23 protein-coding genes, 1 other RNA gene and 1 pseudogene are annotated in these 22,168 nt (G+C 62.7%); 12 read left to right on the plus strand and 13 right to left on the minus strand.

Features of this window, described 5'->3' with window-relative positions; all coding sequences use genetic code 11:
* Window positions 1–9: 9 nt before the first annotated feature.
* Complete coding sequence (locus tag DMX12_RS15720) at window positions 10–564, minus strand: YecA family protein (protein WP_009684141.1); 555 nt, start codon at window positions 562–564, stop codon at window positions 10–12.
* A 181-nt stretch (window positions 565–745) separates the two neighbouring features.
* Between DMX12_RS15720 and DMX12_RS15725 the strand changes: the two genes are divergently transcribed.
* From DMX12_RS15725 to DMX12_RS15740, 4 genes are all read left to right on the plus strand, one after another.
* A complete protein-coding gene (locus DMX12_RS15725) occupies window positions 746–928 on the plus strand; it encodes a TIGR02449 family protein (protein WP_029886233.1) in 183 nt (60 codons plus the stop codon).
* Window positions 925–1,245, plus strand: a complete 321-nt coding sequence (locus DMX12_RS15730) for a cell division protein ZapA (RefSeq protein WP_009684142.1) — start codon at window positions 925–927, stop codon at window positions 1,243–1,245. The genes DMX12_RS15725 and DMX12_RS15730 overlap by 4 nt, the downstream gene beginning before the upstream one ends.
* A gap of 17 nt (window positions 1,246–1,262) precedes the next feature.
* A non-coding RNA gene (gene ssrS, locus DMX12_RS15735) (6S RNA) lies at window positions 1,263–1,442 on the plus strand.
* A gap of 80 nt (window positions 1,443–1,522) precedes the next feature.
* Window positions 1,523–2,131, plus strand: a complete 609-nt coding sequence (locus DMX12_RS15740) for a 5-formyltetrahydrofolate cyclo-ligase (protein ID WP_110678627.1) — start codon at window positions 1,523–1,525, stop codon at window positions 2,129–2,131.
* Window positions 2,132–2,150: 19 nt separating this feature from the next.
* Here the strand turns inward: DMX12_RS15740 and DMX12_RS29510 are convergent, their stop codons facing one another.
* Entirely contained in the window at window positions 2,151–2,303 is a 153-nt protein-coding gene (locus DMX12_RS29510) for a hypothetical protein (RefSeq protein WP_009684144.1), read from the minus strand.
* A 179-nt stretch (window positions 2,304–2,482) separates the two neighbouring features.
* Between DMX12_RS29510 and DMX12_RS15745 the strand changes: the two genes are divergently transcribed.
* A complete protein-coding gene (locus tag DMX12_RS15745; protein ID WP_009684145.1) occupies window positions 2,483–2,932 on the plus strand; it encodes an EVE domain-containing protein in 450 nt (149 codons plus the stop codon).
* A gap of 22 nt (window positions 2,933–2,954) precedes the next feature.
* Here the strand turns inward: DMX12_RS15745 and DMX12_RS15750 are convergent, their stop codons facing one another.
* A complete protein-coding gene (locus DMX12_RS15750; RefSeq protein ID WP_009684146.1) occupies window positions 2,955–3,359 on the minus strand; it encodes a flagellar basal body-associated protein FliL in 405 nt (134 codons plus the stop codon).
* A gap of 169 nt (window positions 3,360–3,528) precedes the next feature.
* On the opposite strand from DMX12_RS15750, the gene DMX12_RS15755 reads away from it, so the two are divergent.
* Window positions 3,529–4,506 carry an NADPH:quinone oxidoreductase family protein gene (locus DMX12_RS15755; RefSeq protein ID WP_110678559.1) on the plus strand — a complete coding sequence of 326 codons (978 nt, stop codon included), beginning with the start codon at window positions 3,529–3,531 and terminating at the stop codon, window positions 4,504–4,506.
* Window positions 4,507–4,625: 119 nt separating this feature from the next.
* Here the strand turns inward: DMX12_RS15755 and DMX12_RS15760 are convergent, their stop codons facing one another.
* From DMX12_RS15760 to trxA, 5 genes are all read right to left on the minus strand, one after another.
* Window positions 4,626–5,276, minus strand: a complete 651-nt coding sequence (locus DMX12_RS15760) for a gamma-glutamylcyclotransferase (protein ID WP_009684148.1) — start codon at window positions 5,274–5,276, stop codon at window positions 4,626–4,628.
* A gap of 245 nt (window positions 5,277–5,521) precedes the next feature.
* The gene (locus tag DMX12_RS15765) at window positions 5,522–6,490 is read right to left on the minus strand and encodes a CDP-6-deoxy-delta-3,4-glucoseen reductase (RefSeq protein ID WP_110678561.1); all 969 of its coding nucleotides are present in this window, start codon (window positions 6,488–6,490) and stop codon (window positions 5,522–5,524) included.
* Window positions 6,490–7,956 (minus strand): 4-hydroxy-3-polyprenylbenzoate decarboxylase, encoded by a 1,467-nt coding sequence (gene ubiD / locus DMX12_RS15770; RefSeq protein ID WP_110678564.1) that lies wholly within the window; start codon window positions 7,954–7,956, stop codon window positions 6,490–6,492. The genes DMX12_RS15765 and ubiD overlap by 1 nt, the downstream gene beginning before the upstream one ends.
* A gap of 205 nt (window positions 7,957–8,161) precedes the next feature.
* On the minus strand, window positions 8,162–9,421 hold the full coding sequence (gene rho, locus DMX12_RS15775) for a transcription termination factor Rho (protein ID WP_029886229.1): 1,260 nt from the start codon (window positions 9,419–9,421) through the stop codon (window positions 8,162–8,164).
* Between the two features lie 226 nt (window positions 9,422–9,647).
* Entirely contained in the window at window positions 9,648–9,977 is a 330-nt protein-coding gene (trxA, locus tag DMX12_RS15780) for a thioredoxin TrxA (protein ID WP_110678566.1), read from the minus strand.
* A gap of 242 nt (window positions 9,978–10,219) precedes the next feature.
* Between trxA and ppx the strand changes: the two genes are divergently transcribed.
* Entirely contained in the window at window positions 10,220–11,722 is a 1,503-nt protein-coding gene (ppx, locus tag DMX12_RS15785) for an exopolyphosphatase (RefSeq protein WP_110678568.1), read from the plus strand.
* Here the strand turns inward: ppx and ppk1 are convergent.
* A complete protein-coding gene (ppk1, locus tag DMX12_RS15790) occupies window positions 11,709–13,958 on the minus strand; it encodes a polyphosphate kinase 1 (protein WP_054905404.1) in 2,250 nt (749 codons plus the stop codon). The two genes, ppx and ppk1, sit on opposite strands and share 14 nt — an antisense overlap.
* A gap of 211 nt (window positions 13,959–14,169) precedes the next feature.
* On the opposite strand from ppk1, the gene DMX12_RS15795 reads away from it, so the two are divergent.
* Window positions 14,170–14,772, plus strand: a complete 603-nt coding sequence (locus DMX12_RS15795; protein WP_009681657.1) for a DedA family protein — start codon at window positions 14,170–14,172, stop codon at window positions 14,770–14,772.
* Between the two features lie 187 nt (window positions 14,773–14,959).
* Window positions 14,960–15,619, plus strand: a complete 660-nt coding sequence (gene elbB, locus DMX12_RS15800) for an isoprenoid biosynthesis glyoxalase ElbB (RefSeq protein ID WP_054911892.1) — start codon at window positions 14,960–14,962, stop codon at window positions 15,617–15,619.
* A gap of 194 nt (window positions 15,620–15,813) precedes the next feature.
* Here elbB and DMX12_RS15810 read toward each other — a convergent pair whose 3' ends face one another.
* Window positions 15,814–16,266 carry a YaiI/YqxD family protein gene (locus tag DMX12_RS15810; RefSeq protein WP_110678572.1) on the minus strand — a complete coding sequence of 151 codons (453 nt, stop codon included), beginning with the start codon at window positions 16,264–16,266 and terminating at the stop codon, window positions 15,814–15,816.
* Window positions 16,267–16,434: 168 nt separating this feature from the next.
* Here DMX12_RS15810 and DMX12_RS15815 point away from each other — a divergent pair, with 168 nt between their 5' ends.
* Window positions 16,435–19,284 (plus strand): class I adenylate cyclase, encoded by a 2,850-nt coding sequence (locus tag DMX12_RS15815; protein WP_110678574.1) that lies wholly within the window; start codon window positions 16,435–16,437, stop codon window positions 19,282–19,284.
* A 39-nt stretch (window positions 19,285–19,323) separates the two neighbouring features.
* On the opposite strand, the gene rnk is transcribed toward DMX12_RS15815, so the two are convergent.
* The 3 genes and pseudogenes from rnk to cyaY all read right to left on the minus strand — a co-directional run bounded on the left by rnk (window position 19,324) and on the right by cyaY (window position 20,439).
* Entirely contained in the window at window positions 19,324–19,734 is a 411-nt protein-coding gene (gene rnk, locus DMX12_RS15820; RefSeq protein ID WP_110678576.1) for a nucleoside diphosphate kinase regulator, read from the minus strand.
* A 146-nt stretch (window positions 19,735–19,880) separates the two neighbouring features.
* Window positions 19,881–20,105 (minus strand): annotated as a pseudogene (locus DMX12_RS15825) (DUF1289 domain-containing protein).
* Window position 20,106: 1 nt separating this feature from the next.
* The gene (gene cyaY, locus DMX12_RS15830; protein ID WP_029887574.1) at window positions 20,107–20,439 is read right to left on the minus strand and encodes an iron donor protein CyaY; all 333 of its coding nucleotides are present in this window, start codon (window positions 20,437–20,439) and stop codon (window positions 20,107–20,109) included.
* Window positions 20,440–20,689: 250 nt separating this feature from the next.
* On the opposite strand from cyaY, the gene DMX12_RS15835 reads away from it, so the two are divergent.
* Together DMX12_RS15835 and lysA are read left to right on the plus strand one after the other, a co-directional pair.
* A complete protein-coding gene (locus tag DMX12_RS15835) occupies window positions 20,690–20,908 on the plus strand; it encodes a lipoprotein (protein ID WP_110678578.1) in 219 nt (72 codons plus the stop codon).
* Window positions 20,909–20,918: 10 nt separating this feature from the next.
* Entirely contained in the window at window positions 20,919–22,166 is a 1,248-nt protein-coding gene (gene lysA / locus DMX12_RS15840; RefSeq protein WP_110678580.1) for a diaminopimelate decarboxylase, read from the plus strand.
* The last annotated feature ends 2 nt before the right edge of the window (window positions 22,167–22,168 follow it).

Raw genomic sequence — 22,168 nt, forward strand, 5'->3', positions numbered from 1 at the left:
CCTGGTTGATCAGTGCAGCGATGGCTTGGGCGCGGGTGCGGAAGGCTTGGCCAGCTCGGAGAACAGCAGCAGCGGCGCAACGCGCAGGTACTCCATGACTTCCATGTAGTCGCTCTCGCCGTCCTCGGATTCTTCGAGGGCTTCCTGCACCTGGGAAATGGCCACCAGGTCCTGCAGCACTTCCTTGGCCTCGTCGGACAAGTCCTTGCCGCCGGCGTTCAGGCCGAAGCCGGTGATGAAGCCCTGGCACCACTGCCCCAGCGCGGTGGCGCGGTCGGTCAGCGCGGCATCGTCGGAAGGCAGCAGCAGAACGATGGCCATGTCGTCGCTGGTGAGCTCGCCCTTGACCATTTCCTGCAGGCCAACCAGGGCGTTACGCACGGTGTCACCGGGCTCGGTTTCCAGCAGTTGGGCCGCGTCGGCCAGCCAGCCGTCGGCATCGAAGCCGGCACCGGCGCAGCTGCGGCCAATCAGCAGGCCGTGCAGTTCGGCCGGGGTGACAGGGTGGCCATTGCTGGACAGCAGCATGGCGAAAGCGATGTAGGGCGATTGGGTATTGGGCATGGGCAGCTAGGCGCCAGACGGCGCAAATGACTAGAATGAGGCCTTGTATCCTAGCACCGGCAGGCGCGCCAAGACCATCGGCACTGGCCGTCGCCACCCAGGGAGAGGCATCATCGCCAGGTGACCGAACGACGGAGCGAATCGAGTGCAACCCACGCAAGAGAACGACCTGCAGGCACTGATGAGCCGTTTCGAGCTGCTGATCGAACGTGTCGAGCAACTAAAACGGCAAAATGCACTCCTAGTAGCTCAGGAAAAGTCCTGGCGCGAAGAGCGCGCCCACCTCATCGAAAAAAACGAGATAGCCAAGCGCAAGGTCGAGTCGATGATTTTACGCCTCAAGGCTCTGGAGCAAGACTCATGAGTTCAAGCAATAGCGTCACCGTGCAGATCCTCGACAAGGACTACTCGATCATCTGCCCGCCGGAAGAGCGCAACAACCTGGTCAGCGCAGCCCGCTACCTGGACAGCAAGATGCGCGAGATCCGCAGCAGCGGCAAGGTGATCGGCGCCGACCGCATTGCCGTCATGGCCGCGTTGAACATCACCCACGAGATGCTGCACCGCCAGGAAGACCGCAGCGCGGCGCCCGTCAGCGGCACCAACCGCGAACAGGTGCGCGACCTGCTGGATCGGGTAGACAAGGCTTTGTCCGACGACACGGATACCAAAATCGGCTGAGATTGGTATACTGGCGCCACTCCCTGGGGGATGCGCCAGTCGGTTATGTCCCTGAGCCGATACGCACAACCACGGGGGTTGCACGCTGGGGCCGGTGTGCATGTCCGCCCGACGGAAAGCCTTAACGCCCCCTGCAATCTCCACCTTGAACTTTCGGGTTCAAGGGCTACACCGATAGCGGTCTTATCGGGGAGCCTGAATTCCTTGCCCGCCCCCTGTGGCGGGCAATTCGTTTGTGCCGCGTCTGGCGGCCAGCACCCCTGGGATCGCCTGTGCCATGACCGACACCGCGCCGCTTACCCGCCCTCAGCTTCGCCGTTTGCTGCGCAATGCCCGTCGCGCCCTCGCCCCCGCCCAGCAACGCCAGGCGGCCCGTGGGCTGTATCGGCAACTGGCCCAACACCCCCTGTTCCGCCGCGCCAGGCACATTGCCCTGTACCTGCCCAACGACGGCGAGATAGACCCGCGCCTGTTATTGCGTGAAGCCCAGCGCCGCGGCAAGCGCACCTACCTGCCGGTACTGCATGCCTGGCCGCGCACGCGCATGGTGTTCCAGCGTTTCGAGCCAGGGGAAAAACTGCGACCCAACCGTTTCCGTATCCCTGAACCGGTTATCGAGCGCAAACGCCAACGGCCCATCTGGGCACTGGACCTGATTCTGTTACCGCTGGTGGGCTTTGATGAGGTGGGCGGGCGCCTGGGCATGGGTGGCGGCTTCTATGACCGCAGCCTGGCCTACCAGGGGCGCCGGCAAAGCTGGAAAAAACCGTTGCTGCTGGGCTTGGCGCATGAGTGCCAGAAGGTCGAGCGGCTGGCGCAGGCCAGTTGGGACGTACCGTTGCAGGGCACGGTCTCGGACCGTGGCTGGTACCTGGCGCCGCGGTAATCGGCGCCAGCAGGGGGCATCAACGTTGTGGCTGGCTGGCGTCTGCCGACGTTTGGTAGGCGTTGTCCAGCTTGCGCTCCCATAGCCCTTGCGCATAACCGGTAGTGACCACACCCAGGCCAAAAATAAACACCAGGACCCACAGCAGATCCGGTTTTTTACGTTGATACATGGAAGATTGCCCCCCAAGGCAAACTGTTCAGGCTCGGCGGCTTTCTGAGTGCCGCCGGAGCATCGCGCATTAAACGGGGCGCATTTTCCGACAACCTGCGTCAGCAAGCAAACCTTGACGCCAACCGGCTGTCGGTTTCGTGCAACAGGTTATTACAAACCTTTTCAGGAGCGACACGCATGGCCTACTGGCTGATGAAATCCGAGCCCGACGAACTCTCCATCGAAGCGCTGGGGCGCCTGGGCGAAGCGCGCTGGGACGGCGTGCGCAATTACCAGGCGCGTAATTTCCTGCGGGCCATGAGCGAGGGTGACAGGTTCTTTTTCTACCATTCCAGCTGCCCGCAGCCTGGCATCGCCGGTATTGGCGAAATCATTCGTGCGGCTTACCCCGACCCGACTGCCCTGGACCCGCAAAGCCCATACCATGATGCCAAGGCCACAGCCGAGAAGAACCCGTGGAGCGCAGTGGATGTGGCGCATGTGCAAACCCTGCCACGGGTACTGGAGCTGGGCCAGCTGAAGCAGCAGGCCGGCCTGGCCGAACTGCCGCTGGTGCAGAAGGGCAGCCGCCTGTCGGTCATGCCGGTAACCGCCGAGCAATGGGCGGTGATTGTCGCGTTGCGCTGAAACCGCGCGCCAGCGGCGCCGTTTACTGCACGATCAGGTTGTTGAACAGCAGGTCCTCAACGATCGGCTTGCCCTCTTCGGCTTCCATCACCTGCTGCACCTGTTTCAGTGCCTCCTGGCGCAGGTGCTCCTTGGCCTCGACATTGCTCATGCTGTCGACAGTCTGTTGGGTGAACAGCGCCACCAGCTGGTTACGGATCAGCGGTTCGTGGTGCTGAACGGCCTTGGCGGCTTCATCACCGGTCACACGCAGGGCCACATCGGCCTTGTACACCCGCAGGCGGGGGCCGCCATCCAGGGCATAGTTGCCGACAAAAGGCGGGCTCAGGGTGATGTAGGCAACCTTGGGGGCACCCTCCTTGGCTTCTTCGGCCATGGCCGCAGTTGGCAGCAACAGCGCCAGTACCATCAAGATCCACGCTTTCACGAATTCGCTCCTCATTCCAATTGGCGCCAGCTTACCCAGCGCTGCGCGCAAACCCAAGCCCAGGCTCACGCCGCCGCTTATGCCTGCCCATCAGGGCGGGCCATGCTCGTTGACCCGGTACACCGCCCTCCTACACTTATCGGCCACGACCCGCAAAGGAATAGCCCCAATGAAAGCTGTGTTGTGCAAAACCCTTGGCCCGGCGGGCAACCTGGTGCTGGAAGAAGTCGCCAGCCCACTGCCGAAGAAGAACGAAATCCTGCTGGACGTGCAGGCGGCCGGGGTCAACTTTCCTGACACGCTGATCATCGAAGGCAAGTACCAGTTTCAGCCACCGCTGCCGTTCTCCCCCGGTGGTGAGGCGGCCGGTGTGGTAGCCGCGGTCGGGGAAAAGGCCGGCGCCTTCAAGGTCGGTGACCGGGTCATGGCGCTGACCGGCTGGGGGGCGTTTGCCGAGCAGGTGGCAGTGCCGTTCTACAACGTGCTGCCGATCCCGGCGAGCATGGACTTCACCACGGCAGCGGCGTTTGGCATGACCTATGGCACCTCGATGCATGCCCTGCGCCAGCGTGGCCAATTGCAAGCGGGTGAGACCTTGTTGGTGCTGGGCGCGTCCGGTGGCGTCGGCCTGGCGGCGGTGGAGATCGGCAAGGCCATGGGGGCCCGCGTCATCGCGGCCGCCAGCAATGCCGAAAAACTGGCGGTGGCCAAGGCAGCCGGGGCAGATGAACTGATCGACTACAGCCAGTCCAGCCTGCGCGAGGAAATCAAGCGCCTGACCAACGGCCAGGGGGTGGACGTGATCTACGACCCGGTCGGTGGCGAGCTGTTCGAGCAGGCGGTACGCGGGCTGGCCTGGAATGGCCGGTTGCTGGTGGTGGGATTCGCCAGTGGCACCATTCCACAGCTGGCAGCCAACCTGGTGCTGCTCAAAGGCGCGGCGGTGCTTGGGGTGTTCTGGGGTGCGTTTGCCCAGCGCCAGCCGCAGGACAATGCGGCCAACTTCCAGCAGCTGTTTGCCTGGCATGCCCAAGGCAAGTTGAAGCCGCTGGTGTCGCAGACTTATCCACTGGCCGAGGCCGGGGCTGCCATTGAGAAACTAGGGCAGCGGCAGGCTGTGGGTAAGTTGGTGGTGCTGGCCAGGTAAGGCTTTAGATCTTCATCAGCAGTTCCGGCCTTTTCGCGGGCGCGCCCGCTCCCACAGGTTCAAAAAGCATGGATTCCTGTGGGAGCGGGCGTGCCCGCGAATAGGCCGGCACAGGCTGATCAAACCTCGCGCGGGTTATGGCAACGGCGGAACCGCGCCTCCAGGTTGCGATCAGGCATCTGGTGGCTGCGCAGGGCCTGCAAGGTCTGTTCGACATAGTCGCGGGTGGTGCCGTAGCGCCCTTTGGCGCTGGCCAGGATATGGCTGAGCAAGGTATCCGGCAGATCGCCGGCATAGCAGGGTAAATGCCGCTCCAGCACAAAGCCCAGCGCCTGCACCTTGGTGCCATCGCCCAGCCGGCAGTTGAGCCAATGCGGCCGATAGGCCGGGTAAGGCATCTCACGTTGCCACAGGGCCATGAGCGAGTCGTCCAGGTTGCTTTCATCCAGCCGGTAGGCAAAGCCACTGCAGGACCCGCCACGGTCCAGGCCGAATACCAGCCCGGGGGTTTCCGGGGTGCCGCGATGCTCATGCGACCACAAGTAGAGCCCCCGGTGATAACCATGTACGCGTGCGCGCTGGCGCTCCACCGAATTGCACTCGGGGCGCCAGATCAACGAGCCATAGGCAAACAGCCACACCGGCCCACCCGGGTGCCGAGACATGGTCGTCTTCATGGAGTTGAACAACTGTTCGTGCGTATGTTGCTGACCAAAGTCGAGTGTCGGTGGATATGAAACTTTCCACGACATGCTTTCAAGTGCCGACATAAGCTGCCGCCAGGATTCCTGTGAACTACGGATGTAGCGAAATTCGATGAGGTTAAGCGCCAAGGCCTCTATACCAAGGCGCTTGCACTAACCATAGGTCAGAACCGCAGGAATACTCAAGCCCTCGTAGCCAGGTTTCATGCGCGCAGCCGACGACTGGAAATGATTGTTTCAACAACAGGGAAAGTTATTAATCAAGGCGGTAACAATTACCGCCTTATAACCTGACTTGCCAACTTGGGTTATTAGCCACGTGGGGCATAGGCAAATACATCGGCACGCATACGGTGCGCATCCATGCCGGCTTCGACCAAGGCGTCGAGTGTGGCGTAGATCATGTTTGGCGAGCCACTGGCATACACATGCACAGTATTGAGGTCGGCGATGTCCTCGCAAACGGCTTCATGCAACATACCGCACCGCCCTTCCCAGCCGCACAGATCGCTGACCACCTGGTGCAGGTACAGGTTGGGCAGGCGCTGCCATTCGTCCCAATGCTCGATCTGGTAAAAATCTTCAGGCCGACGCACCCCCCAGTACAGGTGCACCGGGTACTGGAAGCCCTTGGCGCGGCAATGCTCGACCAGGCTGTGCATCTGGCCCATGCCGGTGCCGGCGGCAATCAATACCAACGGGCTCTCGGGCAACTCGGCCAGGTGGGTGTCGCCAAACGGCATTTCGATACGCGCCAGGCCGTCGCGCCTGAGCTGCTCGATCAGTTGCTGGGCACTAGGCTCGCGCGCCAGTACGTGCAGCTCCAGTTCACGCCCGCCGTGCGGCGCAGACGCCAGCGAGAAGGCCGCCTGCTTGCCGCCCTCACGCTCGATCATCAGGTACTGCCCGGCGTGGTAACGCGGGGGTTTGCCCGCCGGAGCACGCAAGCGCACCCGCCACACGTCGCCACCGACGTCAACGCATTCACTCACGCTGCACGCCAGCTTGCGCACAGGCAACTCGCCCAGGGCGAGCACACCATCCCAGAGCAACACGCAGTCCTCCAGCGGTTCGGCAATGCAGGTGAACAACTCGCCATGGTCGCGGATTTCGCCGTCCTGACGGACCCGGCCCTCGACCAACAACGCGGCGCAGACATGGCAATTGCCATTGCGGCAGCTGTTCGGGCAGTCATAGCCCAGCCGCCGCGCTCCATCCAGGATCCGTTCCCCGGGTTCGAGCGCCAGCACCGCCCCGGACGGCTGCAACGTTACCTGCATCAATCTATTCCCAACTGATCCCACAGCTCATCGATACGCCGGGTGACGGCTTCGTCCTTGACGATGACCCGCCCCCATTCGCGTGTAGTCTCGCCTGGCCACTTGTGCGTGGCATCCAGGCCCATCTTCGACCCCAACCCCGAAACCGGCGACGCGAAGTCCAGGTAGTCGATCGGGGTGTTGTCGATCATCACCGTATCACGCTTGGGGTCCATGCGTGTGGTGATTGCCCAGATCACATCGTTCCAGTCCCGGGCGTTGATATCGTCATCGGTGACAATAACGAACTTGGTGTACATGAACTGTCGCAGGAACGACCATACACCCAACATCACGCGCTTCGCATGGCCGGGGTACTGCTTCTTCATGGTCACCACCGCCATGCGGTACGAGCAACCTTCCGGCGGCAGGTAGAAGTCGGTGATCTCCGGGAACTGCTTTTGCAGGATCGGCACGAACACTTCGTTCAGCGCGACACCGAGAATAGCCGGCTCATCAGGCGGGCGACCGGTGTAGGTGCTGTGGTAGATCGGCTTGAGCCGGTGGGTGATGCGCTCGACGGTGAACACCGGGAAGCTGTCCACTTCGTTGTAGTAGCCGGTATGGTCACCATACGGGCCCTCGGGGGCCATTTCGCCAGGGTGAATCACGCCTTCCAGGATGATTTCGGCGGTGGCCGGCACCTGCAGGTTGCTGCCGCGGCACTTCACCAGTTCGGTGCGGTTGCCGCGCAGCAGGCCGGCAAAGGCATATTCGGAGAGTGTGTCCGGTACCGGCGTCACGGCGCCCAGGATGGTTGCCGGGTCTGCGCCCAGGGCGACCGCAACCGGGAAAGGCTGGCCCGGGTTCTTCTCGCACCATTCGCGGTAGTCGAGCGCACCGCCCCGGTGGCTGAGCCAACGCATGATGACCTTGTTGCGGCCGATCACCTGCTGCCGGTAGATACCCAGGTTCTGGCGGTCCTTGTTCGGCCCGCGGGTCACGGTAAGGCCCCAGGTGATCAGCGGCGCCACGTCGCCAGGCCAGCAGTGCTGGATAGGCAGCGAGCCAAGGTCGACGTCGTCACCCTCGACCAGCACTTCCTGGCAGACCGCGTCCTTGACCACTTTCGGCGCCATCGACACGACTTTCTTGAAGATCGGCAGCTTCGACCAGGCGTCCTTCAGGCCCTTCGGCGGCTCGGGCTCCTTGAGAAACGCCAGCAATTTGCCGATTTCCCGCAGTTCATCGACCGACTCGGCGCCCATGCCCATGGCCACGCGCTCTGGGGTGCCAAACAGGTTGCCGAGCACCGGGATGTCGAAGCCTGTGGGGTTTTCGAACAGTAACGCCGGGCCTTTGGCACGCAGGGTGCGGTCGCAGACCTCGGTCATTTCCAGGACGGGGGAGATCGGAACCTGGATGCGCTTGAGCTCGCCGCGCTGTTCCAGGCCACGGATGAAGTCGCGCAAGTCGCGATACTGCATGCGGGAGCCTCGTATTGGCCGTATCGGTCGGGGGTGCAGAGTGTAGCGCCGTTCGGGGTTTGTTTGGGGGCAAAAATGCAGTGGGGCCGCTTCGCGCCCCTTCGCGGGCACGCCCGCTCCCACATGGATCACACTGAACCTGTGGCAGCGGGCGTGCCCGCGAAGGGGCGCGAAGCGGCCCCATTCAGTTCCGGTCTGGAAACGCTTACTTGCGCTTCATCGACAGGAAGAACTCGTCGTTGGTCTTGGTCTGCTTGAGCTTGTCGACCAGGAATTCGATGGCGGCGATTTCATCCATCGGGTGCAGCAGCTTGCGCAGGATCCACATGCGCTGCAATTCGTCGTCGGCGGTCAGCAGCTCTTCGCGGCGGGTACCGGAACGGTTGATGTTGATGGCCGGGAACACGCGCTTCTCGGCGATGCGGCGGTCCAGCGGCAGCTCCATGTTGCCGGTGCCCTTGAACTCTTCGTAGATCACTTCGTCCATCTTCGAGCCGGTTTCGACCAGCGCGGTGGCGATGATGGTCAGCGAACCGCCTTCCTCGATGTTACGTGCCGCACCGAAGAAGCGCTTCGGCTTTTCCAGGGCGTGGGCGTCGACACCACCGGTCAGTACCTTGCCAGAGCTCGGGATCACGGTGTTGTAGGCACGCGCCAGGCGGGTGATGGAGTCCAGCAGGATCACCACGTCTTTCTTGTGCTCGACCAGGCGCTTGGCCTTCTCGATCACCATTTCGGCAACCTGCACGTGGCGCGCTGGCGGCTCGTCGAAGGTAGAGGCAACCACTTCGCCGCGCACGGTACGCTGCATTTCGGTCACTTCTTCCGGGCGCTCGTCGATCAGCAGAACGATCAGGTGGCACTCGGGGTTGTTACGGGTGATGTTCGCCGCGATGTTCTGCAGCATGATGGTCTTGCCCGCTTTTGGCGGAGCAACGATCAGGCCGCGCTGGCCTTTGCCGATCGGGGCGCACAGGTCGATGACGCGGCCGGTCAAGTCCTCGGTGGAACCGTTGCCGGCTTCCATCTTCAGGCGCTTGTTCGGGAACAGCGGCGTCAGGTTTTCGAACAGGATCTTGTTCTTGGCGTTTTCCGGGCGGTCGAAGTTGATGGTGTCGACCTTCAACAGCGCGAAGTAACGCTCCCCTTCTTTCGGTGGGCGGATCTTGCCGACGATGGTGTCGCCGGTGCGCAGGTTGAAACGGCGGATCTGGCTGGGCGAGACGTAGATATCGTCAGGGCCGGCCAGGTAGGACGCATCAGCCGAACGCAGAAAACCGAAACCATCCTGGAGAATCTCCAGCACGCCATCACCGGAGATCTCTTCGCCGCTTTTCGCGTGCTTTTTCAGCAGGGCGAAAATCACGTCCTGTTTGCGCGAACGGGCCATGTTTTCGATGCCCATCTGTTCGGCCATTTCCAAAAGATCGGTAATCGGCTTTTGCTTGAGTTCAGTCAGGTTCATAAGGGGAATGACGTAATCATGTAAGAAGGGAGAATTAAGCTTTGGCTTAATGAAGCCGCGCCGCTAGATGGCGACAGGATCGCGTACTGATTCGAATTGGGGATGCTTCGGCGACGGCATGTAGAAGGCACTGGAGAAGCAGTGCGAGGCCGAATGTAACACTTGCTTTTTTCTGCGTCTAGTGCTCTGAAAAAGAAAAGCCCCGCATTCGCGGGGCCTTTTCACATCACAGGTGGGCGTCGAGGAACGCGGCCAGCTGGGATTTGGACAGCGCGCCCACCTTGGTGGCTTCGACGTTGCCGTTCTTGAACAGCATCAGCGTCGGGATGCCACGCACGCCATGCTTGGCCGGGGTTTCCTGGTTATCGTCGATGTTCAGCTTGGCGACGGTCAGCTTGCCCTCGTAGGTGGAAGCGATGTCGTCCAGTACCGGCGCGATCATCTTGCACGGGCCGCACCATTCAGCCCAGTAGTCGACCAGCACCGGGCCTTGAGCCTCCAGGACTTCGGCTTCGAAGGTGGCATCGGTGACATGTTTGATCAGATCGCTGCTCATGGATATCTCCAGGGTCGTAAGCAAAAAAACGTGGCCCATGATAGCCGCACCCACGCTCTACAGGAAGCTGCGGTCGATTGAGTGTAACTATAGTTGGGCAAGACGCCACGAATCGAAACTGTCATCTGCGTGTCATAGCATCGAATGGCACATTGCCTTGCATCAAGGCCTGGCATGTCACGCGTTGGCGACAGCCTGCTATCGTGGCACGATTGCCGGGTTAACGACCGAGAACACACAGCATGCCGCACAACATCGCGAAGAACCTGTCTCTGATCGCCGCCATCGACCTTGGCTCCAACAGCTTCCACATGGTCGTGGCCAAGGCCCACCATACCGAAATCCGCATCCTCGAGCGGCTCGGCGAGAAGGTTCAGCTTGCCGCCGGCATCGACGAAGAGCGCAAGCTCAGTGAAGAGGCGATGGAGCGGGGCCTGGACTGCCTCAAGCGCTTTTCCCAACTGATCCACGGCATGCCGGCTGGCTCGGTGCGCATCGTCGGTACCAATGCCCTGCGCGAAGCGCGCAACCGCAACGAATTCATCCAGCGTGCCGAAGCCATCCTCGGGCACCCGGTCGAGGTCATCTCCGGCCGCGAAGAGGCGCGCCTGATCTACCTGGGTGTGTCCCACACCTTGGCCGACACCCCCGGCAAACGCCTGGTCGCCGACATCGGCGGCGGCAGCACCGAGTTCATCATTGGCCAGCGCTTCGAGCCGCTGCTGCGTGAAAGCCTGCAAATGGGTTGCGTCAGCTTCACCCAGCGCTACTTCCGCGACGGCAAGATCACGCCGGCCCGCTACGCCCAGGCCTACACCGCCGCGCGCCTGGAGCTGATGAGCATCGAAAACGCCCTGCACCGCCTGACCTGGGACGAGGCCATCGGCTCGTCCGGAACCATCCGTGCCATCGCTGCCGCCATCAAGGACGGCGGCCTGGGCAACGGTGAGGTCAACGCCGAGGGCCTGGCCTGGGTCAAGCGCAAGCTGTTCAAGCTGGGCGACGTCGACAAGATCGACTTCGAAGGCATCAAGCCGGACCGCCGTACCATCTTCCCGGCCGGCCTGGCAATTCTGGAAGCCATCTTCGATGCCCTGGAACTGCAGCGCATGGACCATTGCGACGGCGCGCTGCGCGAAGGCGTGCTGTTCGACCTGCTAGGCCGCCACCACCATGAAGATGTGCGCGAACGCACCCTGAACTCACTGATGGAGCGTTACCACGTCGACCAGGGCCAGGCAGCGCGCGTAGAGCGCAAGGCTTTGCACGCCTTCGACCAGGTCTCGGATGCATGGGGGTTGAAGGATGGAAATTGGCGCGATCTGCTCGGCTGGGCAGCCAAAGTGCATGAAATCGGCCTGGATATCGCCCACTACCACTATCACAAGCATGGCGCCTACCTGATCGAACACTCCGACCTGGCGGGCTTCTCGCGCGAAGACCAGCAGATGATGGCCTTGCTGGTACGCGGCCACCGCCGCAACATTCCCAAGGACAAGTTTGCCGAACTGGGAGAGGAAGGCGTGAAACTGCTGCGCCTGTGCGTGCTGCTGCGCTTCGCCATCCTGTTCCACCACATCCGTGGCAACCAGCAGATGCCGAAGGTCCAGCTCAAGGCTGCCGGGGAAAGCCTCGACATCGCCTTCCCTGAAGGCTGGCTGGAACAGAACCAGCTGACCCAGGCCGACTTCGCCAACGAGGCGGAGTGGCTGACCCGGGTCGGCTTCGTCCTCAGCGTACGTTGAGGACCGGGTTGCTCAGGCGCTCCAGCAGGGTCGCCTGAACGCTGCGCGGGTTCTGGTTGCCGGTTGGGGTGCTACGCACGTAGCGCCCGTCGGGCTGCAAGGTCCAGGCATGGGTGTTGTCGGTCAGGTAGCCTTCCAGCTCTTTCTTCACCCGCAGCAACAGCTTCTTGCCTTCGACCGGGAAGCAGGTCTCGACACGCTTGTCGAGGTTGCGCTCCATCCAGTCGGCGCTGGACAGGTAGATCTGCTCTTCGCCGCCATTGAGGAAGTAGAACACCCGCGTGTGTTCCAGGAAGCGACCGATGATCGAGCGCACCTGGATATTGTGCGAAACCCCCGGAATACCTGGGCGCAGGCAGCACATGCCACGCACCACCAGGTCGATCTTCACGCCAGACTGGCTGGCCTTGTACAGCGCCTTGATCACCTTGGCGTCGGTCAGCGAGTTGAACTTGGCGATGATGTGCGCCGGCTTGCCGTCGAGGGCGAACTGGGTTTCCCGCGCGATCATGTCGAGCATGCCCTTCTTCAGGGTAAACGGCGCGTGCAGCAGCTTTTTCATGCGCAGGGTCTTGCCCATGCCGATCAGCTGGCTGAACAGCTTGCCAACGTCCTCGGTAAGGGCGTCGTCTGAGGTCAGCAGGCTGTAGTCGGTGTACAGGCGGGCGTTACCGGCGTGGTAGTTGCCGGTACCCAAGTGGGCGTAGCGCACGATCTCGCCGTGCTCGCGACGCAGGATCAGCATCATCTTGGCGTGGGTCTTGAAACCGACCACGCCGTAGATCACCACCGCACCCGCCGCTTGCAGGCGGCTGGCCATCTGCAGGTTGGACTCTTCGTCGAAACGCGCACGCAGTTCGATCACCGCGGTGACCTCCTTGCCGTTTCGCGCTGCATCCACCAGGGCATCGACGATTTCCGAGTTGGCCCCGGAGCGGTAAAGGGTCTGGCGCACGGCGAGCACGTGCGGGTCTTTGGCGGCCTGGCGCAGCAGGTCGATCACCGGGGTGAAGGACTCGAAGGGGTGCATCAGCAGGATGTCCTGCTTGCCGATCACGCTGAAGATGTTGTCGGCGTTCTGCAGCAGCTTGGGGATCGCCGGCGTGAACGGCGTGTATTGCAGCTCCGGGTGGCTGTCCAGGCCGGTGATGCTGAACAGGCGCGTGAGGTTGACCGGGCCATTGACCTGGTACAGCTCGCTTTCGCTGAGGCTGAACTGCTTGAGCAGGTAGTCCGACAGGTGTTTCGGGCACGTGTCGGCGACCTCCAGGCGCACGGCATCGCCGTAGCGGCGCGAGAACAGCTCGCCGCGCAAGGCGCGGGCCAGGTCGTCAACCTCTTCGGAGTCCAGTGCCAGGTCGGCGTTACGGGTAAGGCGGAACTGGTAGCAACCCTTGACCTTCATGCCCTGGAACAGGTCGTCGGCATGCGCGTGGATCATCGACGACAGGAACACATAGTTGGCACCCGGGCCACCGACTTCTTCCGGCACGCGAATCACCCGCGGCAGCAGGCGGGGGGCAGGGATGATCGCCAGGCCCGAATCACGGCCGAACGCGTCCACCCCTTCCAGCTCGACGATGAAGTTCAGGCTTTTGTTCACCAGCAGCGGGAACGGGTGGGTCGGGTCGAGGCCGATGGGGGTGATGATCGGGGCGATTTCGTCGCGGAAGTAGCGGCGTACCCAGGTCTTGAGCTTGGGTGTCCAGTAACGGCGGCGAATGAAGCGGATCTGGTGTTTTTCCAGCTCCGGCAGCAGCACGTCGTTGAGAATGGCGTATTGCCGGTCGACTTCCAGGTGCACCAGCTCGCTGATGCGCGCCAGTGCCTGGTGCGGCTGCAGGCCGTCGGCGCCGGCCAGTTCGCGGGCAAAATTGATCTGCTTCTTGAGGCCGGCCACCCGGATTTCAAAGAACTCGTCAAGGTTGCTGGAGAAGATCAGCAGGAACTTGAGCCGCTCCAGCAGTGGGTAGCTCTCGTCCAGCGCCTGCTCCAGCACACGAATATTGAACTGCAACTGCGAGAGTTCGCGATGAATGTACAGGCTGCTGTCGTCCAGGCCAGGCACCGCGATTGCCGGGGCCGGCGGCGGCGCAGGCACCGGGGCGGCAGGCTCGGCCGCCTGCCCGGCTTCCGGCGCGGTGGCCGGCGGCAGGTCTGGCGGGGTCTGCAGCATCTCTTCGGGGAGCTCCTGGGCATCCTTGATCGCGACAGGGCTAAGCACTTCATTATTCATCTGACGTTCCTGAGGACGTTAACGCCCTATCATCGATTGAGCGGCAAGATAAGCGCCCATTATGACGCCTGTGTGACATGGCAGGGCAAGCCATGACGCGTGGCTATGGCAATGTGGTGTAGGAATTGTTCATGTGGAGACACATTTGGACACTTTCCCGAATGCCCGCGAAGGGGTAGGCTGCGCGTTCATTTCGCCAGCACCTCAGAAAATGCTTCAACAATTCCTGCAGGATTTCGGCTACTTTGCCCTTTTTCTAGGCACCTTCTTCGAAGGCGAGACCATCCTGGTGCTTGCAGGATTCCTTGCATTCCGCGGTTACATGGACATCAACCTGGTGTGCCTGGTAGCGTTCTTCGGCAGCTATGCCGGCGACCAGTTGTGGTATTTCATGGGCCGGCGCCACGGCCGCAAGATTCTGGCCCGCAAGCCGCGCTGGCAGGCGATGGGCGACCGGGCGCTCGCCCACATTCGCCGCCACCCCGACATCTGGGTACTGAGTTTCCGCTTCGTCTACGGCCTGCGCACGGTCATGCCCGTGGCCATTGGCCTGTCGGGCTATCCGCCACGCCGCTACCTGCTGCTGAACGGCATTGGCGCAGCGATCTGGGCCATTGCCCTGGGTGCGGCGGCCTATCACTTCGGCGCCATCCTCGAAGGTCTGCTGGGCAACGTCAAGCGGTACGAACTATGGGTGTTGGCCGCCCTGCTGGGGCTGGGCGTGCTGTTGTGGCTGCGCCGTCGCTTCCGTGCCCTGCGCGCAGAGCGCAAGGCCGCCGCCCAGGCGGCGGGCGAACAGCGCGACCAGCAGTGACCCCGAAGCACCACTGCGGCGCATCGGGTTGCACACAGCGTGTCGGGTTGCCGGACGAACAAGGCGGCCGCGTGCCTGTCACAAGCATGACTGGCCCTGAAAACCAACCCGGCGAGCGCCCGCTCGCAATGCGCCGCGCAGGCAGCGCTCGATCTCCCAGGCGCGACACAACACTGGAGCTTCAAACATGACTAAAAAAGTAGCGGTGGTTCTTTCCGGCTGTGGCGTGTACGACGGCGCCGAAATTCACGAAAGCGTGATCACCCTGCTGCGCCTGGACCAGCGCGGCGCGCAAGTGCAGTGCTTCGCGCCGAACATTGCGCAGATGCATGTGATCAACCACCTGACCGGCGAGGAGATGCCCGAGTCGCGCAACGTGCTGGTGGAATCGGCGCGCATTGCCCGGGGCGAGGTCAAGGACATTCGCGAGGCCAAGGTCGAAGACTTCGATGCGCTGATCGTGCCGGGTGGCTTCGGGGCGGCGAAGAACCTGTCCAACTTCGCCGTGGAAGGCGCCAACTGCAGCGTCAACCCAGACGTGCTGGCCCTGGCCGAAGCCTTTGCCGCTGCCTGCAAGCCGGTTGGCCTGATCTGCATTTCGCCGGCGCTGGCGGCGAAGATCTACGGGCCGGGGGTGGTCTGCACCATTGGCAGCGACGCGGATACTGCGGCGGCAGTGGTGAAGATGGGCGGCACCCATGAAGAATGCGACGTGCACGACATCGTCGAAGATACCCAACGCAAGCTGGTGACGACCCCGGCTTACATGGAGGCCAAGTCGATCAGCGAGGCGGCTGGTGGCATCAACAAGCTGGTGGACCGGGTGCTGGAGCTGACCCACGAGTAAGGCCCGCCTACGCGCAGCCCAGAATCCCGCGCGGCCAAAGGCCTGCGTACGCCGATCAATGTGGGAGCGGCCTTGTGTCGCGAAAGGGGCGCGAAGCGGCCCCAGGATTTGAGCTTCGCCGCATAAATTGCCGGGGCCGCTTCGCGCCCCTTTCGCGACACAAGGCCGCTCCCACAAATGGGTCGCGTTACACTTCAGGCCCTCGATAGTCGCGAAATGATCCGGTCCAGCGCATTGGCGAACGCCTGCTTGTCGCGCTCCCCATAAGCCGCCTGCCCTCCCCCGACCTGGCCCTGCTCGCGCAAATCGGTGAACAGGTTGCGCGCGGCCAGCCGATCACCCATGTTGCGCTCGTCGAACTCGCGCCCGCGTGGGTCCAGCACTGCCACGCCCTTCTTGACCAGGCGGTCGGCCAACGGCACGTCACTACAGATCACCAGCTCGCCCGGCACGGCATGCTCGACCAGATAATCGTCGGCCGCATCCATGCCACTGGGCACCACGATCAACCGCACGATCGCAAACGCAGGCCTGGCCACTGCCTGGCCCGCCACCATCACCGCCTCGAACTTGCGCTTGAGGGCGAACTTGACGATCAGATCCTTGGCTGCCTTGGGGCAGGCATCGGCATCGATCCATACACGCATCGGATAATCTCTTCATCAGCTCAATGTGCTCATGATGCCTCATGCACGGCAAAAGCCGGAACCGGCCGGCGCGCTGGAAAAATGGCGCCAATCTTCCAATTAGCGCTTATCCGCCCCTGTTACTCAGGCTAAACTCGCCACAGCTTCACTGGCCTGCCCGAGCGCGCAATGAACCACCCCCACGAAATCCGCCCCGACCTGGACCAAGGCATCGACCGCAAAGTCCTGGCGACACTGCGCGCGCGTTTCCTGCACCTGAACCAGGCTCGGCTGCAGCGGGCAATGGAGGGCCTGTCGACACGTCAGCAACAAGTGCTGCTGCTGTTGCCCTTGCTGTTTCACGTGAACCACCCGCTATTGCCGGGTTACGTCTCGGGCAGCACCCCCGCAGGCGTCTCGGGCTACGAGCCCGGTAGCGAGCTGGTCGCAGAAGCCCAGCGCCTGGCCCGCTCATTCACCTACAAGGCCCAGCACGGCAACCCGCCACGGCCGATACACGGCCTGTTCCTGATGGGCAGCCTGGGCTCGCTGGCGCAGGCCGAGCACAGCGACATGGACGTGTGGGTATGCCACGCCCCCGGCTTGCCCGAGCCGTTGCTCGAAGAGCTGCGCCGCAAGTGCCAACTGCTGGAAACCTGGGCGGCCAGCCTGGGCGCAGAGGCACACTTTTTCCTGATCGACACCCAAGGGTTTGCCCAGGGCCAGCGTGATGGTCAGCTTGGCTCAGACAATTGCGGGACTACCCAGCATTACCTGCTGCTGGACGAGTTCTACCGCACAACCGTGTGGCTGGCCGGGCGTACGCCGCTGTGGTGGCTGGTGCCGGTCTACGAAGAAGGCAATTACCAGGCCTATACCCAGACCCTGCTGGCCAAGCGTTTTATCCGCAGCCAGGATGTGCTCGACCTGGGCAACCTGGCGCACATTCCGCCCGGCGAGTTCATTGGTGCCGGCCTGTGGCAACTGTTCAAAGGCATCGACTCACCCTACAAGTCGCTGCTCAAACTGCTGCTGACCGAGGCCTACGCCAGTGAATACCCTGGCGTGCGCTGCCTGAGCCTGGACTACAAGCAGGCAGTGTTCGCCAACCAGCTGGACCTGGACGAGCTGGACCCGTATGTCATGGTCTACCGGCGCATCGAACGCTACCTGCTGCAAAAGGGCGAGCCTGTGCGCCTGGAACGGGTACGGCGCAGCCTGTACCTGAAGGTGAACAAGAAGCTCAGCGACCAGAACCGTAGCAATGGCTGGCAGCGCCGTTTGCTTCAGCGCCTGGCTGACCAGTGGGGGTGGGATGAGCGCCAGCTGGCGATACTGGACAGCCGCAGCCAATGGAAAGTCCAGCAGGTTGCCGTGGAGCGCCGCGAACTGGTGGCCGAGCTGAACCACAGCTATCGCTTCCTTGGCCAGTTCGCACGCACCCGGAACGCCAGCAGCCGTGCCGACCAACGCGAGCTCAACGTACTGGGCAGGCGCCTGTATGCGGCCTTCGAGCGCCGTGCCGGCAAGGTCGAGGTGATCAACCCGGGTATCGCTCCGGACCTCGCCGAAGACACCCTCACCCTGATTCAGTTACCTAACCGCAAGGAACCAGGTAACTACCACTGGGAACTGTACAGCGGCAACCTGAACTCTCATGACGTCGAGTACTTCAACCCGATAAAACGCTGCCGCGAGCTGCTGGAGCTGCTGGCCTGGGCCCATCGCAACGGGGTCATCGACAGCGGCACGCGCTTGGCGCTGCACCCAGGTGTCAGTGACCTGAGCGAGTTCGAGCTGGTCAACCTGCTCGGTTGCCTGCAGCAATGCATCCCCCTGCCCTTGCCGACCGTGAGTGAGGTGCGCCTGCTGCAACCCAGCGTTGCCGATGAAGTGCTGCTACTGGTCAACGTGGCCATCGACCCACTGCGCCACCACCGCGACCTGAACATCCTGATGACCACCGAGCGCACCGACTCACTGAGCTATGCCGGGGTGCGGGAGAACCTGGTGCTGACCTTGGACCAGGTCACCCTGAACAGCTGGAACGAAGTGCTGGTTCAGCGCTTTGACGGCGAACACGCGCTGGTGCGCTGCCTGCGTGACTTTCTCAACAGCCCGTTGGCGCATGGCCACCGGCCGCGGGTACGGGTGCATTGCTTCTGCCCGAGCCGCGCACAGGCCATCAGCCAACGGGTGGAAGAGATCTTCGACACCGTGCAGCTGTTGCAAGCCCAGGGCCTGCAGCACCGCTACCTGCTACAGGTCGCCCAACACACCCATGTGCTGGAGCTGCAACCGGGGCATGTCAGCCTGAGCACCCTGGCCGAGCACGATGCCCTGCTGGCCTACCTGGGCGAAGAACGCAGCGTCTACAGCCCGTTGTACCTGGACGCCAACGCCCTGCAAGATCACGACCTGCGCCTGGTGCTGGAGCAGGGCCGGCCGGCGTGCATTCAGGTGTTCTACCGCCTGCAGGACGAATGGGCCGAGCTGTACGTGCTGGATGAATGCAACGCGTTATGGCAACAGCGCCTGCCGCTGCATGACGAGGCGCACCTGCTGTTGCCGCTGCAGCGCTTTTTGCGCTCGGTGGTGATGCGCCGCGAGGCTCGCCTGCCGCTGGATGACCTTGGGCAGGCGGCCCTGGATATCCAGTACGCGCAGCTACTGCCTGGTGGCCCGGGCAAGGCCCGCAGCATCGAACCGCGCGTGGCGCCGCAGGAGGGCAGTCACCAGCCTTACTATGAAGTGCAGGCCATCATCCAGGCCGGTGTAGGGGGTGCTGCGCATGTGACACTGTACTGCGACCAGCAGGAGTTTTCCGAGCTGGAGCATGGGCCGCAGCTGTATGCGGTAGTGGCGCGGCAGATCATTGGCCAGCGGCGCGGGGCCGGGAAGTACCGGTGCTATATCACCGACCTGGATTTGTCCGAGCTGCTGGATGACCGGCTGGGGGCAACGCAGGTTTACCTGAGCTACAAGCGGGTGCTGGAGCAGGCATTGAACGAGGGGTTGGAGCAGGTGCTGTGCCAATGACCGGGCTGCTCCAACATGGGCCGCATGGCGGCCCAGGCCTCAGAGGTCGAAATCACCCGCCGCTTCAGGCTGGTACTCGACTTCCAGCAGTTTCAGCTTGAGGGTTTTGCCCCCCGGCGCCGGCCAGTCGATCTGTTCACCCACCGACAACCCCAGCAAAGCGCAGCCAATTGGCGCCAGCACCGAAACCTTGCCTTCCGCCCCGGCATCCTTCGGGTACACCAGGGTCAGGTGGTAGTCCTTGCCGCTGGCTTCCTCACGGCAGTGCACGCGCGAGTTCATGGTCACCACGCCTGCGGGTACTTCCTCATGACCGACGACCTGTGCGGCACGGTCCAGCTCCTCCTGCAGGGCGAACACACCCGGCGTACTCTCGTCGAGGTTCTCGATCAGACGCTCCAGACGCTGTACGTCCAATCGGGTGAGGATAAGGGAAGGCTTGGTGCTCATGATCCAGTCAGACTCCTTTGAACAGGCAATTTTCAATGCACAAATAAAGCAAAACCCCGCCCAAGGGCGGGGTTTAAAAAGGCTTTGGCGTCATCGACGCAGAACCCGACACTACCACAGACGGGCAAATACTCAAGCCCCTGCGGTCAGTATGCCTTTGCCTGCGCACGCAGGACCTGTGCCTCGCGGCAGATCTGCCGGCGCCGCTCGTCATCGGCCGAGCGCCACTAGCGAATATGCTCGACATGCCGGTGGCAACCGGTGCAGACACGCTGCTCGTCGAGCCGGCAGACGCTGATGCAGGGTGATGGCACCGCGGGGCTGACGTTGCTGTACAACGGCTTGGGTGGCCGTGGCTGGGCGCTGCTCATGTCAGATCTCGTCGAAGTCCAGCTTCTCGCCAGCCCGCTCCCAGACGATGCGCTCGAGCATTTCGCCCAGCAGCTCTTCGCTCTTTTCGCAGACCCACTTATTACTCTCTTCGTCGTAGTCGAAGTGGAAACCACCGGAACGGTCAGCCAGCCACAGTTGGCGCAGCGGCTCCTGACGGCTGAAGATCAGCTGGGCGCCGCCTTCGAACTTGACGGTGAGCACGCCAGCGGAATTCTCCATGTCCAGGTCCAGGCCGCTCTCGTCGAACAGGTCTTCCAGGGCCTGTTGGGTCGCGTCGACCAGATCGTGGAAACGCGCTTCACTCAAACTCATTGCAGGAACCTCGAAATTGGCGGCATTACAGGCAAGCCGGGGAAGATACGGGCGCAACGCGCCAGCCGCAAGCTGCTAGCTACAAGCCGCAAGAAAAAGCCCAGCCTACACCCGATCGCTTTTTCTTGCCGCTTGAAGCTTGAAGCTTGCCGCGTCTGCTGCCCGCCCGGCGGACCGGCCCTTGCATAGGCAAGCCGCCGGTCGCTCGGTATACTCGGGCGCAATACTGCATTTTCTAAGGATTTCACCCATGAAGCGCCTGATTTCCTCCTTCGCGGCGCTGGTCGCTGTTGCCTGCCTCGTTTCGGCCTGCGGCCAGAAAGGCCCGCTGTATCTGCCGGACGACGGCGATAACGCTAAAGCGCACAAGTCGCACCAGCACTCGTCGAAAGCCAAGCCGACCGCGGTTCAGGAGCAGCCGCCAGCGCCCGAGTCCGAGCCCGAGCCCGAGCAGTCGCCTGCGGAGTAAAGGAAACCAGATGAACGCTTTCAACTACCGCGACGGCGAGCTGTTCGCGGAGGGTGTAGCCCTGTCGGCCATCGCCGAACGCCATGGCACGCCTACCTACGTGTACTCGCGCGCTCACATCGAGGCCCAGTACCGCAGCTACACCGACGCCCTGCAAGGCGCCGAGCACCTGGTGTGCTTTGCGGTCAAGGCCAACTCCAACCTCGGCGTGCTGAACGTGCTGGCACGCCTGGGTGCAGGTTTCGACATTGTCTCCGGCGGCGAGCTGGAGCGTGTGCTGGCGGCCGGTGGCCGCGCTGACCGCGTGGTGTTCTCCGGCGTGGGGAAAACCCGCGAAGACATGCGCCGTGCCCTGGAAGTGGGTGTGCACTGCTTCAACGTGGAGTCCACTGACGAGCTGGAGCGCCTGCAGGTGGTAGCCGCCGAAATGGGCAAGGTTGCCCCGGTATCGCTGCGGGTCAACCCGGACGTGGACGCCGGTACTCACCCTTACATCTCCACTGGCCTTAAAGAAAACAAGTTCGGCATCGCCATTGCCGACGCCGAAGCCATCTACGTGCGTGCGGCACAGTTGCCGAACCTTGAAGTGGTCGGTGTCGACTGCCACATCGGCTCCCAGCTGACCACCATCGACCCGTTCCTCGACGCGCTCGACCGCCTGCTGGTGCTGGTCGACCGCCTGGCCGAGTGCGGCATTCACCTGCGCCACCTGGACCTGGGCGGCGGGGTCGGGGTGCGCTACCGTGACGAACAGCCGCCGTTGGTGGCCGACTACATCAAGGCCATCCGCGAGCGCGTTGGCGACCGCGACCTGGCCCTGGTGTTCGAGCCTGGCCGCTATATCGTGGCCAATGCCGGCGTGTTGCTGACCCGCGTGGAATACCTCAAGCACACCGAACACAAGGACTTCGCCATCATCGATGCGGCGATGAACGACCTGATCCGCCCGGCCTTGTACCAGGCCTGGATGGGCGTCAGCGCGGTCAAGCCGCGTGGCGGTGAAGGCCGTGCCTATGACCTGGTCGGGCCGATCTGCGAGACCGGCGACTTCCTCGGCAAAGACCGTCTCCTCGACCTGGCCGAAGGTGATTTGCTGGCTGTCGAGTCGGCGGGCGCCTATGGTTTTGTCATGAGCTCCAACTACAACACCCGTGGTAGATGCGCCGAAATCCTGGTTGACGGTGACCAGGCGTTCGAAGTACGCCGCCGCGAGACCATCGCCGAACTGTACGCTGGCGAAAGCCTGCTGCCGGAGTAAGC

This window comes from Pseudomonas sp. MB-090624 (assembly GCF_003205245.1).
GTDB lineage: Bacteria > Pseudomonadota > Gammaproteobacteria > Pseudomonadales > Pseudomonadaceae > Aquipseudomonas > Aquipseudomonas juntendi.

Coding starts and splice junctions, on each gene's coding strand:
- rho (WP_029886229.1), bottom strand. CDS start 9,421: ATGAACCTGACTGAACTCAAGCAAAAGCCGATTACCGATCTTTTGGAA.
- DMX12_RS15730 (WP_009684142.1), top strand. CDS start 925: ATGAGTTCAAGCAATAGCGTCACCGTGCAGATCCTCGACAAGGACTAC.
- DMX12_RS15810 (WP_110678572.1), bottom strand. CDS start 16,266: ATGCGTGTATGGATCGATGCCGATGCCTGCCCCAAGGCAGCCAAGGAT.
- DMX12_RS15795 (WP_009681657.1), top strand. CDS start 14,170: ATGCTTCAACAATTCCTGCAGGATTTCGGCTACTTTGCCCTTTTTCTA.
- DMX12_RS15725 (WP_029886233.1), top strand. CDS start 746: ATGAGCCGTTTCGAGCTGCTGATCGAACGTGTCGAGCAACTAAAACGG.
- DMX12_RS15765 (WP_110678561.1), bottom strand. CDS start 6,490: ATGCAGGTAACGTTGCAGCCGTCCGGGGCGGTGCTGGCGCTCGAACCC.
- DMX12_RS15720 (WP_009684141.1), bottom strand. CDS start 564: ATGCCCAATACCCAATCGCCCTACATCGCTTTCGCCATGCTGCTGTCC.
- DMX12_RS29510 (WP_009684144.1), bottom strand. CDS start 2,303: ATGTATCAACGTAAAAAACCGGATCTGCTGTGGGTCCTGGTGTTTATT.
- DMX12_RS15815 (WP_110678574.1), top strand. CDS start 16,435: ATGAACCACCCCCACGAAATCCGCCCCGACCTGGACCAAGGCATCGAC.
- elbB (WP_054911892.1), top strand. CDS start 14,960: ATGACTAAAAAAGTAGCGGTGGTTCTTTCCGGCTGTGGCGTGTACGAC.
- ubiD (WP_110678564.1), bottom strand. CDS start 7,956: ATGCAGTATCGCGACTTGCGCGACTTCATCCGTGGCCTGGAACAGCGC.
- DMX12_RS15740 (WP_110678627.1), top strand. CDS start 1,523: ATGACCGACACCGCGCCGCTTACCCGCCCTCAGCTTCGCCGTTTGCTG.
- DMX12_RS15835 (WP_110678578.1), top strand. CDS start 20,690: ATGAAGCGCCTGATTTCCTCCTTCGCGGCGCTGGTCGCTGTTGCCTGC.
- DMX12_RS15755 (WP_110678559.1), top strand. CDS start 3,529: ATGAAAGCTGTGTTGTGCAAAACCCTTGGCCCGGCGGGCAACCTGGTG.
- lysA (WP_110678580.1), top strand. CDS start 20,919: ATGAACGCTTTCAACTACCGCGACGGCGAGCTGTTCGCGGAGGGTGTA.
- DMX12_RS15745 (WP_009684145.1), top strand. CDS start 2,483: ATGGCCTACTGGCTGATGAAATCCGAGCCCGACGAACTCTCCATCGAA.
- ppx (WP_110678568.1), top strand. CDS start 10,220: ATGCCGCACAACATCGCGAAGAACCTGTCTCTGATCGCCGCCATCGAC.
- cyaY (WP_029887574.1), bottom strand. CDS start 20,439: ATGAGTTTGAGTGAAGCGCGTTTCCACGATCTGGTCGACGCGACCCAA.
- DMX12_RS15760 (WP_009684148.1), bottom strand. CDS start 5,276: ATGTCGGCACTTGAAAGCATGTCGTGGAAAGTTTCATATCCACCGACA.
- rnk (WP_110678576.1), bottom strand. CDS start 19,734: ATGAGCACCAAGCCTTCCCTTATCCTCACCCGATTGGACGTACAGCGT.
- trxA (WP_110678566.1), bottom strand. CDS start 9,977: ATGAGCAGCGATCTGATCAAACATGTCACCGATGCCACCTTCGAAGCC.
- ppk1 (WP_054905404.1), bottom strand. CDS start 13,958: ATGAATAATGAAGTGCTTAGCCCTGTCGCGATCAAGGATGCCCAGGAG.